This window comes from Streptomyces sp. NPDC087420, from assembly GCF_044744165.1.
Taxonomy (GTDB): Bacteria; Actinomycetota; Actinomycetes; order Streptomycetales; family Streptomycetaceae; genus Streptomyces.
Genome location: NZ_JBIUXU010000001.1, coordinates 669936 through 685513 on the forward strand (window position 1 = coordinate 669936; position 15578 = coordinate 685513).

The following is a 15578-nucleotide window of genomic DNA, read 5'->3' on the forward strand; positions in this document are numbered from 1 at the left end:
CGTTTCTGTCAAGAGTCGGGGCGATTCCGACTCGGTGAACGGAGGTGGTGGGCCGGCCGGCCCGCGAGAAACCCGAGGGAAAAAGTGGCTGTCCGCGTGACGGAGATCGCGGCGCCCGGCAGACTGCTGCCCGGGGATCGCGGGACGGCCCCCGGGCGACGGCCGGCCGCAACGGCGCGGTGGGTGTGGGTGGGGGAAGGACGTGGGCGGGTGCCGCTGAGCGCGGTGGATCCGGAGTCGATCGGCGGCTACCGGCTGCTGGACCGGCTCGGCTCCGGGGGCATGGGCGTGGTCTATCTGGCGAGTTCCGCCTCCGGCATGCGGGTGGCGGTGAAGGTGGTGCATGCCCAACTGGCCGGGGACGACGAGTTCAGGACCCGGTTCAAGCAGGAAGTGGCCGCCGCCAGACGGGTCAGCGGCGCGTTCACCGCGTCGGTGGTGGACGCCGATCCCGACGCCGTACAGCCCTGGATGGCCACGCTCTACATGCCGGGCCCCACCCTGTCGCACCGGGTGGGCGGGGAAGGCCCGCTGCCGCCCGCGGAGTTACGGCGGCTGGCCCTGGGGCTGGTGGAGGCGCTCGACGACATCCACCGCGCCGACGTGGTGCACCGCGACCTCAAACCGGCGAACGTGCTGATGGCGGGGGACGGGCCCCGGGTCATCGACTTCGGCATCTCCCGGGCGGCCGACCACCAGTCGTACACCACCACCGGACGGGTCCTGGGCACACCGCCGTTCATGTCGCCGGAACAGCTGAACCGCCCCCGTGAGGTGACCGCCGCCTCGGACGTCTTCTCGCTCGGAGCGCTGCTCATGTTCGCGGCCACCGGCCGGGGGCCCTTCGACGACGAGAACCCGTACCTCACGATGTACCGGGTGGTGCACGAGCGGCCCGTCCTGGACGGCGTGGCGCCGGCGCTGCGCCGGATCGTGGAACGGTGCCTGGCGAAGGACCCGGCGGGGCGGCCGGGGCTGGCCGAACTGACGAAGATGCTGGAGGAATTGCCCGAGGACGGCGAGTCGGCCGAGTCGGCCGAACCGGGGCTTGTGGCGGGCGACATTGCGGTGGTCGGGCCCATGCCCGCGTCCGGTTCCAGCTCTGCGTCAGGCCTCCCCTCTGCGTCCGGCGCCGCCTCTACATCCGGTTCCGCCTCTGCGTCCGGCGCCGCCCCCGTGTCGGCCCCTATGCCTGCGCCCAGAGCCTTCCTCGCGGCCGGCCCGGCGCTTACGGCCGACCCCGTACCCACGGCCGACTCCATCCCGGCGACCGGCCCGGCTTCCACGGCCGACTCCGGCCCGACGACCGATCCGGCCCTCACGGCCGGTGCCGATTCGCGGCCGGGCCGGTCCGTCCGGCGCCGTGTCGTGCTCGCCGCTGCGGCCGCGCTCACCGTGGCCGGCCTCGGCGTCGGCGCGGCGCTGCTCACCAACGGCTCCGGGAGGGAGCCGGCCGCGGACGGCGGGCGGCCCGAGCCTCCGGCGAGCGCCGTCCCGTCGCCCGCGCTGGAGGCGGCCCTGCCCGCGGGATGGAAGCCGTGGTACCTGACGCTGCCGAGTTCGAACGGAAACGGCTCCTTCGCCGCCGTCGAGGGCTGCCGGGCGTACGAACTCGACCTCTACTGCCGGGGGGACGGCTTCTCCGCGGCCCGCGTCGACGCCGCCTCGGGAAAGGTCGTCTGGCGGGTCCCGTACACGGATGTGGGGACGCCGAGCACGATCGGCGTACGCTCCGGCCAGGTGCTCGTGGTCGGCCCGGCTTCGGGGGACGGGCTGCGGGCGGACCTGATCGTCCTGGACCGGGAATCCGGGAAACAACTCTGGACGAAGCGGGTGGCCAACCACCCGGCGGTGTTCTTCGGCGGCGCGGTGCTGTTCCGCGACAACTTCTCCGCCGGTGCGCTGGTCGCGCGCGACGCCACGACCGGCGAGCGGCTGTGGTCGGCGCCGGTGCCCGAAGGGGCGGAATGTGTGCCGCTGGTGTCCGGCGCCGTGCCGTACGCCGTGTGCACGCCGGATCCCGAGGGCCGGTGGACGACCCTGCTGCGGCTGGACCCGGAGAAGGGCACTCCGGAGGAGGTGGCCCAGGTGAAGGGGGTCATCCAGTCGATCGGGATCGTGGGCGGCGCACTCCACCTCCTCGTGCCGGACGGCGGTCCCGGGATGTCGTACGCCTCGCTCGTGAAGGTCGATGTCCGTACGGGCGACAGGCGGACGGTGAAGCTGCCGTCGCGCACCGAGGGCAAGCCGTCGGTGGCGGGGGGCCATGTCGTGTTCGTCCAGGAGACCGGGCGGGTCACGGCGGTCGATCCTGACACGGGGGCCCGGGTGTGGAGCCGGGAGACCGGCGTGGACCTGCTGGGACCGCCGACGGCGTCGGAGCGGGAGGGGGCGCTCTACCTGTCCAGCTACAGCGGGCGGTTGGTCGCGCTCGACCTGCGGACGGGCGCCAAGCGGTGGCAGACGGCCGCGATGGGGACGAGCACCTCGGGGATGCAGGAGGGGGTGGCCCCCCTGCGGACGGGCGGTGCGATCGTGACGCTCGCGAACGGGTCCCTGCGCTCGGTCGACCCGCTGCGCCCGCCCGCCGGGGAGTGAGCGGACCGGAGTGAGCGGACCGGGGGAGTCCGGCGCTTGGCATGGACCTGCCCATGAACCTCCGTTAGGCTCCGGCTGGCACGCCTGAGAGCGCTCTCAGGCGCCTGCTGTTCCGCCCCCACGCCACTGGAACACAGAAGGGCCACTTCCCTTGAGACGCAGCACAGTCATACGTACCGGCCTGTCCGCACTCCTCCTGGTCGGCGCCTGGTCGACGGCCGGGTTCGCCCCGGCCACCGCCGCCCCCGCCGCTCCCTCCGCCCCGTCCGCCGAGGCACCGGCCTCCGCGGGTCTGCTCACCGCCCTCCAGAAAGACCTCGGGCTGACGAAGGAACAGGCCACGGCCCGCCTCGCCGCCGAGAAGACGGCGACGGCGGTCGACACGAAGGCACAGCGCGTGGCGGGATCGTCCTACGGAGGCTCCTGGTTCGACCCCGCCAGCGGCACCCTGACCGTCGCGCTCGCCGGTGACGAGAAGGCCGCCGCCGTACGGGCCACCGGTGCGGCCGTCCAGTTGGTCCGCCACAGCGAGCGGCAGCTCGACGCGGCGAAGAAGCGGATCGACAAGCTCACCGCGCCGGCCGGCGTCAGCAGCTGGCAGGTCGACCCCAGGACCAACCAGGTCGTGGTCAACGTGGTCGCGGAGCGCAAGGACGACAACGATGTCCGCGCCTTCGTCGCCAAGGCCCTCAAGAGCGGGCCCGTCACGGTCGCCGAGACCGCCGAGGCGCCTCGTACCACCGCCGCGGGCACGGTCGGCGGCGACCCGTACTACACGGGCAACGTGCGCTGTTCGATCGGCTTCTCCGTGTACGGCGGGTTCGTGACCGCCGGTCACTGCGGGGGCACGGGCGCCGCGGTCTACGGCTGGGACCGCTCGTACATCGGCAACTTCCAGGGATCGACCTTCCCCGGCAACGACTACGCGTGGGTGAACGTCGGCAGCGGCTGGTGGACGGTCCCGGTGGTCCTCGGCTGGGGCACGGTCTCCGACCAGCTGGTCCGTGGCTCCAACGAGGCTCCCGTCGGCGCGTCGATCTGCCGCTCGGGCTCCACGACGCACTGGCGCTGCGGTGTCATCCAGGGCAAGAACATCACCGTCAACTACAGCCAGGGCGCGGTGTACGCGATGACCGGGACGAGCGTCTGCGTCGAGGGCGGTGACTCGGGAGGCTCGTACATCAGCGGCGACCAGGCCCAGGGCATCACCTCGGGCGGCTCGGGCAACTGCACCTCCGGTGGCCAGTCGTTCTACCAGCCGATCAATCCGGTGCTGAGCCGCTACGGCTTGACGCTGCACACGGCCTGACGGCCCGGCCCGCTCGCCCCACCCGGCCGGCTCCCGGCCGCGTGGGGCGAGTGCTGGACGGGCGCGGACCCGGACGCGGCCCCCGGAGCGGGAGCGGCCCCCGGACCCGGACGCGGACGCGGGCACGGGCCTGGATGCGGGCGGGCAGGCGCCGGTGGACAATGGGGATCATGACGGACTCTGTGCCGAACCAGCCCAAAATGATCACACCGGCCGGCCACGTCGAGCCGGTCCCCCGCCGCATCCGTGGCTTTCTCGGCGGACGCGCGGTGGTGGACACCCTGCGGGCGCGGTACGTGTGGGAGTGGCCCGGCTATCCGCAGTACTCGGTCCCGGTCGGCGACCTGATCGACTGCGAGCTGGTGGACGAGGACCGCGTCCTCAAGCTGACCCCCGGACCCGCGCGGCGTCAGGCGCTGAAGGCGGGGGACACCGTCGTGCCCGACGCGGGGTGGCTGTGGGCGGAGGGCGCGTCCGACGGCCTGGAGGGCACGGTCAGGTTCCGGTGGGAGACGCTCGACGCGTGGTACGAGGAGGACGAGCAGGTCTTCGTCCACCCGAGGAGCCCGTACACACGCGTGGACGCCCTGCGCTCCGGACGTGAGATCCGTGTCGAACTCGACGGGGTGGTCCTGGCCGAGGCGGACTCCTCGGTCATGGTGTTCGAGACGGGCCTGCCCACCCGGTACTACCTGGACCGGCTGAACGTCGACTTCACCCTCCTGCTGCCCACGGACACGGTGACCGCCTGTCCGTACAAGGGGACGACGAGCGGTTACTGGTCGGTCGAGACTCCCGCCGGTGTCCACGACGACCTGGTGTGGGCGTACGACTTCCCGACCCGTCAGCTCTCGCCGATCGCCGGACTGGTCGCCTTCTACAACGAGCGGGTGGATCTGTACCTGGACGGCGAACTCCAGCCCCGGCCGCCCACGGTGACGCGCGTGACGCACGAGGCGGCCCAGGAGTAGCGGCGCGGAAGTCCCGCCGCCCGTGGTGCGGGCGGCGGGACCGGGGCGTGTCCGCGAGCGTTACGGGACGAGCTTGAGGAGCTTGTTCGGCGAGCCGGTGCCTATGCTGGTCAGGACGTTGGACGTGGCGCCGTTCACCAGCGCGGCGGCCACGGTCGCCGGGGAGGCGCCGGGGTGGTTGGTCAGGTAGATCGCGGCCGCGCCGGCGACGTGCGGGGCGGCGAACGAGGTGCCGTCGCCGGTGTAGGTCGCGGTGTCGGAGCTGTTCCAGCCCGCCGTGATGGCCGAGCCCGGGGCGAAGATGTCCACGGTCGCGCCGTAGTTGGAGTACGAGGCCTTCGCGTCCGTCCTGGTGGTGGCGCCGACGGTGAGGGCGGTGGGCACGCGGGCGGGGGAGTAGTTGGCCGCCGGGGCACCGGAGTTGCCCGCCGCGATGGAGTAGGTGACGCCCGAGGCGATCGAGTTCTTCACCGCGTTGTCCAGCGTCGTGCTGGCGCCGCCGCCGAGCGAGACGTTCGCGACGGAGGACGCCACGTGGTTGGCGGTGATCCAGTCCACGCCCGCGATGACGCCGGCCGTGGTGCCGGAGCCGTCGTTGCCGAGGACCCGGACCGCGACGATCTTGGCCTTCTTGGCGACGCCGTAGGTGGTGCCCGCGACGGTGGTGGCGACGTGGGTGCCGTGACCGTAACCGTCCTGCGCGGTGGCGTCGTTGTCGACGAAGTCGTAGCCGTAGGAGGCGCGGCCCGCGATCTGCTGGTGGGTGATGCGCACCCCGGTGTCCAGGACGTAGACGGTCGTGTTGCCGCCCGCCGAGTCCGGGTAGGTGTACGTGCCGTTCAGCGGGAGGTTCGCCTGGTCGATGCGGTCCAGGCCCCAGGGGGCGCTGGTCTGGGTGGCCGTCGCGTAGACCTTCTGGTCCTGCTCGACCGACTCCACGGCGGGGTCCGCCGCCAGGCGCGCGGCCTCGGTGCCGCTGAGGGAGGCGGCGTAGCCGTTGAGGGCGGAGGTGTACGTGCGCTTCACCTTGCCGCCGTACCCGGCGATGAGCTGCTTGCCCTCGGTGGCCCTGGCCGAGAAGCCGGCCGTCTTCTTTAGCGTGACGATGTAGCTGCCGCTGACGGCGTCGGCGGAGCCGGCGTGCAGGACTCTGCCTTCGGCCGGGGCGGCCTGGGCCGGCAGGGCGGTGCCCGCTCCGAGGATCGCGGCCACGGTTGCCGCGGTGGCGATCGCGGTGGCGATACGCCGCTTGTTCGTACGCACTGCTGCCATGGGGGAGGTCCTTCGCATCAGTGGCGCGGGGTGGTGTTCGCGCCTCAAGTGGGGTGCGGCGTACGGGAGTCGGACGCCGCCCAGTGACGATGCACCGGCCCGTTCCGGCGGGACAACCGTTTCCGGGAGATGTCATGGCCCCGCCATGGGACGTTACGTTCTGTCCGCGCGCCGTCACGATCCGGCAATCGGGCGTTGCGTCTTGATGACCGTCCCGTTACAAGTCGCCCGGGGCGCCGGGTGGTTGGCGGGACCGCACGACACGCGCGGGGCGGGCCGCTGTTGGCGCGAAGGCGCCGGCTGCCGTGCGGGGGAGTCTGCTTGAATGGAGGCATGGCTCGCCCTCAGCACGCGGTGACAGGCCGCACGGACCCAGGGCCTGTCGTGGAGCGCTTCTGGCCGTCCCGCCGACAGCACAACTTCGACGAGCTGTGTTGTCGCGTCACTCGCGCGTCGGCCCTCCGGGACACGGCTTAGGAAGACGGCCCAGGGTCCCCCTCGCTCCCGGAGCGCGGGGCCAGGCGCGCACGGTGTACGTCCCTGACGACCTCCCCCGCGCGAAAGAGCCCCCCATGCCGAACCGCCCGCCGTACACCCCTGCCTCCACGCCCTCGCCGTCCGCCGACGAGGTGCCCGACCCGCTGCCGCCCGGCACGATATGGCTGCCCGCCCCCTCGCACACGCTGCCCACCCTGGCGCCGGGCCAGCCCGCCATGCAGGGGTACTTGGTGCTCGTACCGGCCGGTGATCACGCCGGTGTGCGGGCCGGCGAACAGGCGGGTGAACGGGAGGGGGAGCACGACGGCGGGCGGAATGAGAGAAGACCGTCGCCGCCTGTCCGCGAGCCTGTCCACGAGCCCGGGCCGGACACCGCGTCGGGACCGGCGACCGGACCGGCGCCGGGCCACGGTGCCGAAGCACCCGCCGAGGACGGCGCCGGTGACCGCGAGGGGCCCGTACGGATCGACGTCTCGCGCCGTACGGCGGAGGTGGGCGGCCGCCGCCTCGACCTCACGTACCTGGAGTTCGAACTGCTCGCGCACCTCGTGGCACATCCCCACCGGGTCCACACCCGCGACCAGTTGGTCGCGGCGGTCTGGCCCCACGCCCAGATCCGCGACGGCCGGACGGTCGACGTGCACATCGCGCGCGTACGGCGGAAACTGGGCCCGGACCAGCGCGGAGCCGTCCAGACCGTGCGCAGTGTCGGATACAAGTACGTCCCCGACTGGGCCGAGCCGACGTGAACGGACACGCCCCGGCCGCCGGTACGTCAGGTCGCGACGCCGCCGGTCGCGGGACTCAGCGGCGGCGCGGCCGACGACGCCGCCGGTTGGTGCACGTCCAGCTCGACCAGGAGGCTGCGCACGGCCTCGACCGCGTGCATCACCATCGCCGGATCGGCGCCCGGCCGGGCGTGGGCGCTCATCCGGATCGCGGGGGCCGGCGGGAGGCCCTTGTACTCGACCAGCCCGTCCGGGGCCCGGCCCGCCGTGGCCAGCAGCGCCACCCCGAGCCCGGCCCGCGCGGCGTCCAGCACCCCCGCCAGATAGCCCGCGTCGCAGACGACCGAGGCGGCGATCCCGCGCGCGGCCAGCACGTCCAGCGCCCGGCGGCGGATCGCGCAGGGCGCCTCGACCGCCACCAGCGGCAGTGGCGCCGGGGCCGCCGGCGGGGTCCACCCCGGGGCGGCGTACCAGGTCAGGGGCAGCCCGCCGACCTGCATGCCCTCGGTGGAGGTCGCCTCCGTCACGTACACCGCCAGGTCGACCGACCTGCGGTCGACGGCCTCGACCAGCCGGGCCGAGCGGTCGATACGGAACCGGACCCGGCAGCGCGGGTGGGTCCGGTGGACGGCCGCCGTGATCCGGGGAAGGATCTGGTCGGCCGCGTGCTCGGTGGAGCCGATCACGATCGTGGCGGGTTCGGAACCGAGCAGCCGCCGCGCGGCCTCGTCGTGGACGCCGAGAATCCGGCGCGCCTCTTCGAGCAGGAGATTGCCCGCCTCGGTGAACCGCGTGGCCCGGCCCGCCCGTTCGACCACCGGACGGCCCAGTGTCTTCTCCAGCCGCCGCACATGCTGGCTGACGGCGGACTGGCTGAGCGCGAGCGCCTCGGCGGCACGGTGGAACCCGCCCCGGTCCGCGACCGCGACCAGGCTGCGCAGCGCGACGATGTCAAAGACGGGACCCATGGGCGCACGCTAGCACCAACCAATAAGCATCCCTGATCACTTGTGATCGCAGTTCCTTGTTGGACGTGTGTGGCGGGGTCGGCCATCCTGAGCGCATGCCGCACACACCTGAGCGCAGGCCACACACCACGGCCGGACCGTGAACAGCCCCACCCAGTCCGTCGAGCAGGCGGCGGCGGGAGCGCGGCTGCTCGGGCTGCTCGCGAGGGACCTGCCGCCCGACCGGCTGACCAGCGCCCCCCTCGACGTCGCGCCCTACGCCACGGACCGGTCCGGCGCCCCCGCGGGCGGCGAGCCGCTGGCCGTCGTGCACGCCCGGCGCACCGACGACGTGACCACCGCCCTCCGGCACGCCGACGCGCTGCGGGTGCCCGTCGTGCCGCGCGGCGCGGGGACGGGCCTGTCCGGCGGCGCGACCGCGGGCGAGGGAAGCCTGATCCTCGACCTGTCCCGGATGAACCGCATCCTCGAACTGTCCCCGGACGACCAGCTCGCCGTGGTCGAACCGGGCGTGATCACCGCCGACCTCGACCGGGCCGCCGCCGCGCACGGACTGCGCTACGCGCCCGACCCGGCCAGCGCCGCCATCTCCACGGTAGGCGGCAACATCGCCACCAACGCGGGCGGACTGCGCTGCGCCAAGTACGGCGTCACCCGGGACAGCGTGCTGGGCCTGGAGGCCGTCCTGGCCGACGGTACGGTCGTACGGACCGGCCGGCGCACCGTCAAAGGCGTGACGGGGTACGACCTGACGGCGCTGCTCACCGGCTCGGAGGGGACCCTCGCCGTCATCACCGCCGCGACCGTACGCCTGCGGCCGGTCCCCGTCGACACCGCCACCCTCGCGGCCTCCTTCGACACCTTCGACGCCGCCGCCGATGCCGCGAGCGCGATCACCGCGGCCGGCATCGAGCCCGCGATGGCGGAGCTGCTGGACGGCCCCGTGCTCGCCGCGATCGACGCGGCCGAGGGCACGACCCTGCGCGAGCGGGGCGCGGCCCTGCTCATCGTGCAGTGCGACGGCGCCGGTGCGCGGGCCGAGGCGGAACGGGTCGTGACCGTACTGAAGGGGCGCGCCGCGTCGGTCACGGTGGCCGCCGACGAGGCGGAGGCGGGCGCCCTGCTCGCCGCCCGCCGGCTGGCCCTGCCCGCGCTGGAACGCCTCGGCCGCCCCCTGATCGAGGACATCGCCGTGCCCCGCTCCCGGCTCGCCGAGGCGGTGCGCGCCATCGAGGAGATCTCCGCGCGGCGCGGTGTGCCGGTGTTCACCCTCGCGCACGCCGCCGACGGCAACCTGCACCCCATCATCGTGGTGGACCCGGCCCTGCCCGAACTGCCGGAAGCCGCCTGGGAGACGGCCGGCGACATCTTCGCCGTCGCGCTGAAACTCGGCGGGACCCTCACCGGCGAACACGGGGTGGGACTGCTCAAACGACAGTGGATCGCCGAGGAGCTGGGCGCCGACAACCACGCCCTGCAACGCCGGATCAAGGCCGCGTTCGACCCGTACCACACACTGAATCCGGGCAAGGCGGTCTGAGCCCCGGGCCGCCCGCGCGCCGGTGGACCGCATGGTCAACACACCCCTAGAGGCGGGGGAGTTAGGGGTTGGCCGGTCCTGGGGGCGGTGGCACGGTGGGCGGAACGCCGGACCCCACCGACTCCGCCCGTCGCGGAGGGGTCCGGCGTGACTCCCCGACCCCGCGCCCGTGACCGCGCTCTCCGGAAGAGATACCCATGACTGCCCTCCGCACCGTCCTGATCACCGGCACCTCCTCCGGCATCGGCCTGGCCACCGCGGTGGCCGCGGCCCGAGCGGGCTGGCAGGTGGTCGCGACCCTGCGTGACACCGGAAAGGCCGGAGCCCTGCGCGCGGCCGTGGACGAGGCCGGTGTCACCGACCGGGTGCGCGTCGCACACCTCGACGTGACCGACCCCGCGTCCGTCGCGGCCGCGGTGGCCGACGCGGTCGCCACGTACGGACACCTCGACGCGGTGATCAACAACGCCGGTGTGGGGCAGCTCGGCACGGTCGAGCAGATAGGCGTCGACGCCTTCAGGTCCGTGATGGAGGTGAACTTCTTCGGCGTGGTGGAGCTGACCCTGGCGGCGCTGCCGCACCTGCGCGCGAGCGGTGGGCGGGTCATCACCGTCAGCAGCCTCGGCGGGGTGGTGGGCCAGCCCTTCAACGAGGCTTACTGCGCTGCCAAGTTCGCCGTCGAGGGCTTCCTGGAGTCCCTCGCCCCCGTCGCGGCGACCACGGGGGTACGGGTCTCGGTGGTCGAACCGGGCGCGGTGGCCAGCGAGTTCGTCGCGAGCCTCGGTCCTTCCCTCCCCGGCCTGGTCGAGAACGCCGGCCCGTACGAAGCCGCCTTCAAGGCCTACTTCGAGAACACCGCGGGCTTCTTCGAGCAGGCGCAGAGCTCCGAGGACGCCGCCGCCTCGGTCGTCGAGGTGCTCACCGCACCCGAGCCGGCCTTCCGGGTGCAGACCTCCGACGTGGCGCGCGGTCTCGCCGCGATCAAACTGGCCGACCTGGACGGCTCCGCCGTGCACGCGTTCACCGGCCCCTGGCTCTCCTGAACCGCCCCGGGCCCTGCCCCGGGACGTACGGCCCCTGGCTTCGGGGACGTACGGGCTCAGGGCAGGGCCACCACCTGGGCCGCGTGGGTCAGACCCGCGCCGAAGCCCACCAGCAGCGCCAGCCCGCCGCCGGACACCGTGCCCTGCGCGAGCATTCCCTCCATGGCGAGGGGAATGGAGGCGGCGGAGGTGTTGCCGGCGTGGACGATGTCCCGGGCCACCGCCACATGGGGCGGCAGCCGCAGCGCGCTGGCCGCCCCGTCGATGATGCGCAGGTTCGCCTGGTGCGGGATGAACGCGGCGAGATCCCCGACGGTCAGCCCGGCGGCGGCCAGTGCGGCGCGGGCCGTCCTCGGCACCGTACCGACGGCCCACCGGAACACCGCGGGCCCGTCCATCCGCAGGGTGGGCGGTACGGCCCGCGGTGGGGGCGGCGGTACGGCCCCGGCCTCCCGGGCCGCCGACGCGTCCGCCTCCTCCCGCCCCGACCAGGGCGAGGAGTGGGCGATGGCCTCGTGGCGCTCGCCCTCGGCCCCCCACACCACCGGTCCCACCCCCGGCTCGGCCGACGGGCCGACCACCACCGCGCCGGCGCCGTCCCCGAAGAGGAACGCCGTACCCCGGTCCGTGGGATCCACGATGTCGGTCATCCGCTCCGAGCCCACGACCACCACATGCCGGCTGTTGCCCGACCTGATCAGCGAGTCGGCCGTCGCGAGCGCGTGGCAGAAACCCGCGCAGGCGGCGCCCACGTCCATGGCGCCCGCCGAGGTCGCCCCCATCCGGTGGGCGACCCGGGGCGCGGCCGGGGGCGACTGCTCCAGATGGGACATGGACGCCAGCAGTACGGTGTCCACCGCGTCGGGCGCGATCCCCGCCTGGGCCAGCGCCTTGACGGACGCGGCGACCGCCATGCTGACGACCGTGTCGTCCGGGGCGCCGAACCGGCGACTGGCGATGCCCGACCGCCGCCGTATCCACTCGTCGCTCGAATCGATCGCCCCCGCGACCTCGGCGTTGCCCACCACGCGGGCGGGCCGGTAGGCGCCGACGCCGAGGATGCGCGAGCCCGGCACGGTCGCGGCGGCGCGCAGGCGCCGGACCACTCCGCCGGCCGCCGGGCCCCCCGCCGTCGCGCCGCCCCCCGCCGTCACCTCTGCGCCCGTCACCTCTGCGCCCGCCATCACGCCTCCCGCGCGGGCGGGGCCGTCCGCGCCCCGAACCCGCCGTCCAGATACCGCCGCCGGGTCTCGCGGCGCTGCACCTTCCCGCTGGACGTCTTGGGCAGCGAACCCCTTCTGACCAGCAGGATCTCGTCCGCCTCCAGCCGCTGGCCGTCGAGGACCGCGTCCCGTACGCGCGTACGCAGACCGTCCCGGCCACCGTCCCGCAGCGCACGGCCGTCCGCCTCGACCACCAGCACCAGCCGCTCGGCCGCGCCGTCGTCCACGGAGAACGCCGCCGCGCAGTTCGGTTGAAGCGCCGGGTCCGCGCTCTCCGCGGAGACCTCGATGTCCTGCGGGTAGTAGTTGCGGCCCTTGCGGATGATCACGTCCTTCAGCCGGCCGGTCACGAACAGTTCGTCGTCGTGGACGAACCCGAGGTCGCCGGTGCGCAGCCAGGTCCCCACCTTCTCCTCGCCCGCGAGGCGGGCCCCGAAGGTCCGCAGGCTCTCCTCGGGCCGCCCGTGGTAACCGTCCGCCACGCAGGGGCCGTTGACCCAGATCTCGCCGACGGTGTCCTCGGGGAGCCCGGCCAGGGTCTCGGGACCGGCGATGCGGACCGTGGTGGTACCGACGGTCGTTCCGCTGCCGACGACGGGGACGCCCCGGGGCCCCTCGTCCGAGACGACCCGGCCTTCCCGCAGCGCGTCGGCCGAGAGCCGCAGCAGAGTGGGGTCGCGGTCCTCACGGCTCCCCGTGGCCTTGAGGGTGTTCTCCGCCAGCCCGTAGCCGGGGGACATCGCCCTGGCCAGGAACCCGGCCGGGGCGTACGTCTCGGTGAAGGCCAGGACCGTGTCCCACCGGACCGGCTCGGCCCCGTTGGCCGCCACCCGCAGCGAGGACAGGTCGAGCCCGTCCGGCACCCCGTTGTCGGCCGCGTCCCGGACACACAGTTCGTACGCGAAGCTGGGCGCGGCGGTGTGACTGCCCCGGAACCGGGAGATCGCCTCCAGCCAGCGCGCCGGCCGGCGGATGAACGCCTCAGGAGCCATGAGATAGGCGGGAATCCCCGCCCACAGGGGCAGGACAACCCCGAACAGCATGCCCATGTCGTGGAAGAGCGGCAGCCAGTTGACCACCGCGCTGTCGGAACGGCACGGCCACAGCTCGTCCGTCTCCGCCACGTTGCTGCGGAAGTTCGCGTGGGTGACCCGCACCCCCTTCGGGTCACCGGTCGAACCGGACGTGTACTGGAGCAGCGCGATGTCGTCAGGACCGGCCGCCCGGCCGGCCCACTCCCCGGCCCCCGGCGCGTGCGGCGCCTCGGTGTCCACCAGCGTCAGTCCGGCCAACTCCGGTGTGTCGCCGAAGCGTTCCTCCAGGTCGCGCTTGACCGCCGTCGTGGTGAGGACGGTGGACGTGCCCGCGTCGTCGGCGATGCGGCGCAGCCGCTCCAGGCCGCGCCGCCTGCTCGGCACCTGTACGGGAGCGCCCGCGACCCCCGCGTACATGCAGGCGAGCAGGGTCGAGACGAACTCCAGGCCGGACGGGTAGAGCAGCACGGCGGCGCCGCCGCCGAGCCCGGCCGCGTCCAGGGCGGACGCCCGTTCCCTTGCGGCGAGGTCGAGTTGACCGTACGTCAGGCTCTCTTCCGGGCTCTCCCCGTTGCGCAGGAAGACATAGGCGAGGTCGTCGGGCCGCGTCCTGGCGCGCAGGCGCAGGACCTCGGGCAGGCTGGGCAGCGCGGTGGTCGCGGGGCCCGGGGGCGCCGGGGCCAGGGTGGTGGTGCTCCCGCCCGTCAGGGCGCTCACGGCGCTCATCCGACGAGGGCCGGCTGCGGTACGGACCTCAGCGGACCCAGCCGCTCCTCGCCGATTCTGGCGCGCAGCTGATGGTCCGTCACCCCGAGACCCGGTTCCGGCGCGAGGGCGAGGACACCGACCTTGCCGGTGTGGCTGTTGGTCTGCACGAGGCGGGCCGCCTCGCCGACCTCCGACAGAGGGAACACGTCGGACAGCACCGGCGAGACACTGCCGAGCTTCAGCAGCCGCATCATCTCCGCCGCCTCGTGCAGGTTCATGCCGTGGCTGCCGACGATGCGCTTGAGGTTCATCCAGAAATAGCGGTTGTCGAAGGAGTGGTCGTACCCGGTGCTCGACCCGCAGGTGACGACCGTGCCGCCCCGGCGGGCCACGATGACCGAGATCCCGAACGTGGCCCTGCCGACGTGGTCGAACACCACATGCGGGTCCTCGCCCAGCTCCGCCCGGATGGCCCGGCCGAGTCGCTTGGCCAGCTCCACCGTCCCGGCCCCCGCGCCCGGTTCACCGCCGATCCCGATCTCCTCACGGTTGATCACGACGTCGCAGCCGAGCTTCCGCAGCAGCTTCGCCTTCGCCTCGGAGTTGACCACACCGACCGGGATGCCCCCGCCGTTCTTCACGAGCTGCACCGCGAACGCGCCGAGACCGCCGGTCGCGCCCCAGATCAGGACGATGTCACCCTGCTTGATACGGGCGCCCCGGTCACTCACCAGCATGCGGTACGCCGTACCGCCGCACAGTGGGACGCAGGCCGTCTCCTCCCACGTCAGATGGGCCGGCTTGGGCAGCAACTGGCTGGCGCGCACCACGGTGTAGTGGGCCAGGCCGCCGAAGTTCGTCTCGTACCCCCACGCCTTCTGGTCGGCGCCGAGCATGCCGTCGGAGTGGGTCACCGGGTCCTGGTCGTCCACGACCGCCGCGTTGACCGCCACGTGGTCGCCGACCTTCCAGCGGCGGACCCCGGCGCCCGTCCGCACGATCACCCCGGCCGCGTCCGAGCCGACGACCTGGAACGGCTGGTCGTGCCGCGCCGCGTAACCCCCGGTCCTGGCGAAGCGCTTGAGCGCGTTGAACGTCGACACCGGCTGGAAGGTGGCAGACCAGACCGTATTGTAGTTGATCGAGCTGGCCATCACGGCCACCAGCACCTCGTCGGGCGCCAGCTCCGGCATCGGCACCCGGTCCACCTTCAGGGACCGCCGTACGTCTTTGTCGGCCGCGCCGTCGAAAATTCCGACATCCTCCTGGCGGATATGGGCGGCCACGAAATCTTCGGGGACCGGAGCGCGCTCCAGCTCGTCCGGGGAGGCCCCCCGGAGAACTGCCTCGGTCAACGAATCCATGTGTATTCCCCTCGGGCCGGACGATTCATGAGGCTGCCGAATGTTTGCGGCAGACGCTACGGTGGGCCGCTTTCGCATGGGAACCCCTAATCCCGACCCCTATCGAAAGCCCGCCCAATCGCTGAGGTGACGTCATGTTCGTCAGCCCGCCCAGGTGGTTGGCGGTCCTAGGGGGAGGCTAGGGGTAGCGGGGGAAAACTCCCGGCGGTGAGACTGTGGGCGATAGCGCCGGGGCCCGGACACAGGAAATGGCCTCGGAATCGGTGCGGACGATCCGCAGGTGCTCGTGCCGGTTTTCCTTTCCGATACTTTCCTGGAAATC

General features: G+C 73.2%; 11 protein-coding genes. 6 read left to right on the forward strand and 5 right to left on the reverse strand.

What is annotated here, in order from left to right; genetic code table 11:
• Positions 1–210: 210 nt before the first annotated feature.
• The 3 genes from ACIO1C_RS02895 to ACIO1C_RS02905 all read left to right on the forward strand — a co-directional run bounded on the left by ACIO1C_RS02895 (position 211) and on the right by ACIO1C_RS02905 (position 4878).
• Positions 211–2598: a PQQ-binding-like beta-propeller repeat protein gene (locus ACIO1C_RS02895; protein WP_401857689.1), complete on the forward strand. Its 2388-nt coding sequence runs from the start codon at positions 211–213 to the stop codon at positions 2596–2598.
• Between the two features lie 151 nt (positions 2599–2749).
• Entirely contained in the window at positions 2750–3907 is a 1158-nt protein-coding gene (locus ACIO1C_RS02900; RefSeq protein WP_401857692.1) for a S1 family peptidase, read from the forward strand.
• Positions 3908–4077: 170 nt separating this feature from the next.
• Complete coding sequence (locus ACIO1C_RS02905) at positions 4078–4878, forward strand: DUF427 domain-containing protein (protein WP_401857695.1); 801 nt, start codon at positions 4078–4080, stop codon at positions 4876–4878.
• Positions 4879–4938: 60 nt separating this feature from the next.
• Here ACIO1C_RS02905 and ACIO1C_RS02910 read toward each other — a convergent pair whose 3' ends face one another.
• The gene (locus ACIO1C_RS02910; RefSeq protein ID WP_401857698.1) at positions 4939–6150 is read right to left on the reverse strand and encodes a S8 family peptidase; all 1212 of its coding nucleotides are present in this window, start codon (positions 6148–6150) and stop codon (positions 4939–4941) included.
• A 572-nt stretch (positions 6151–6722) separates the two neighbouring features.
• On the opposite strand from ACIO1C_RS02910, the gene ACIO1C_RS02915 reads away from it, so the two are divergent.
• The gene (locus ACIO1C_RS02915; RefSeq protein WP_401857700.1) at positions 6723–7397 is read left to right on the forward strand and encodes a winged helix-turn-helix domain-containing protein; all 675 of its coding nucleotides are present in this window, start codon (positions 6723–6725) and stop codon (positions 7395–7397) included.
• A gap of 26 nt (positions 7398–7423) precedes the next feature.
• Here ACIO1C_RS02915 and ACIO1C_RS02920 read toward each other — a convergent pair whose 3' ends face one another.
• Complete coding sequence (locus ACIO1C_RS02920; protein WP_401857702.1) at positions 7424–8344, reverse strand: LysR substrate-binding domain-containing protein; 921 nt, start codon at positions 8342–8344, stop codon at positions 7424–7426.
• A 139-nt stretch (positions 8345–8483) separates the two neighbouring features.
• Between ACIO1C_RS02920 and ACIO1C_RS02925 the strand changes: the two genes are divergently transcribed.
• Together ACIO1C_RS02925 and ACIO1C_RS02930 are read left to right on the forward strand one after the other, a co-directional pair.
• Positions 8484–9884 (forward strand): FAD-binding oxidoreductase, encoded by a 1401-nt coding sequence (locus tag ACIO1C_RS02925; protein WP_401857705.1) that lies wholly within the window; start codon positions 8484–8486, stop codon positions 9882–9884.
• Between the two features lie 197 nt (positions 9885–10081).
• Positions 10082–10927: an SDR family NAD(P)-dependent oxidoreductase gene (locus ACIO1C_RS02930; RefSeq protein ID WP_401857708.1), complete on the forward strand. Its 846-nt coding sequence runs from the start codon at positions 10082–10084 to the stop codon at positions 10925–10927.
• A 56-nt stretch (positions 10928–10983) separates the two neighbouring features.
• On the opposite strand, the gene ACIO1C_RS02935 is transcribed toward ACIO1C_RS02930, so the two are convergent.
• The 3 genes from ACIO1C_RS02935 to ccrA all read right to left on the reverse strand — a co-directional run bounded on the left by ACIO1C_RS02935 (position 10984) and on the right by ccrA (position 15256).
• A complete protein-coding gene (locus tag ACIO1C_RS02935; protein WP_401858040.1) occupies positions 10984–12033 on the reverse strand; it encodes a beta-ketoacyl-ACP synthase III in 1050 nt (349 codons plus the stop codon).
• Positions 12034–12110: 77 nt separating this feature from the next.
• Positions 12111–13901, reverse strand: coding sequence for a fatty acyl-AMP ligase (locus tag ACIO1C_RS02940; protein WP_401857711.1), 1791 nt, complete (start codon positions 13899–13901; stop codon positions 12111–12113).
• 5 nt (positions 13902–13906) lie between these two features.
• The gene (gene ccrA, locus ACIO1C_RS02945; RefSeq protein ID WP_401857714.1) at positions 13907–15256 is read right to left on the reverse strand and encodes a crotonyl-CoA carboxylase/reductase; all 1350 of its coding nucleotides are present in this window, start codon (positions 15254–15256) and stop codon (positions 13907–13909) included.
• Positions 15257–15578 lie beyond the last annotated feature (322 nt).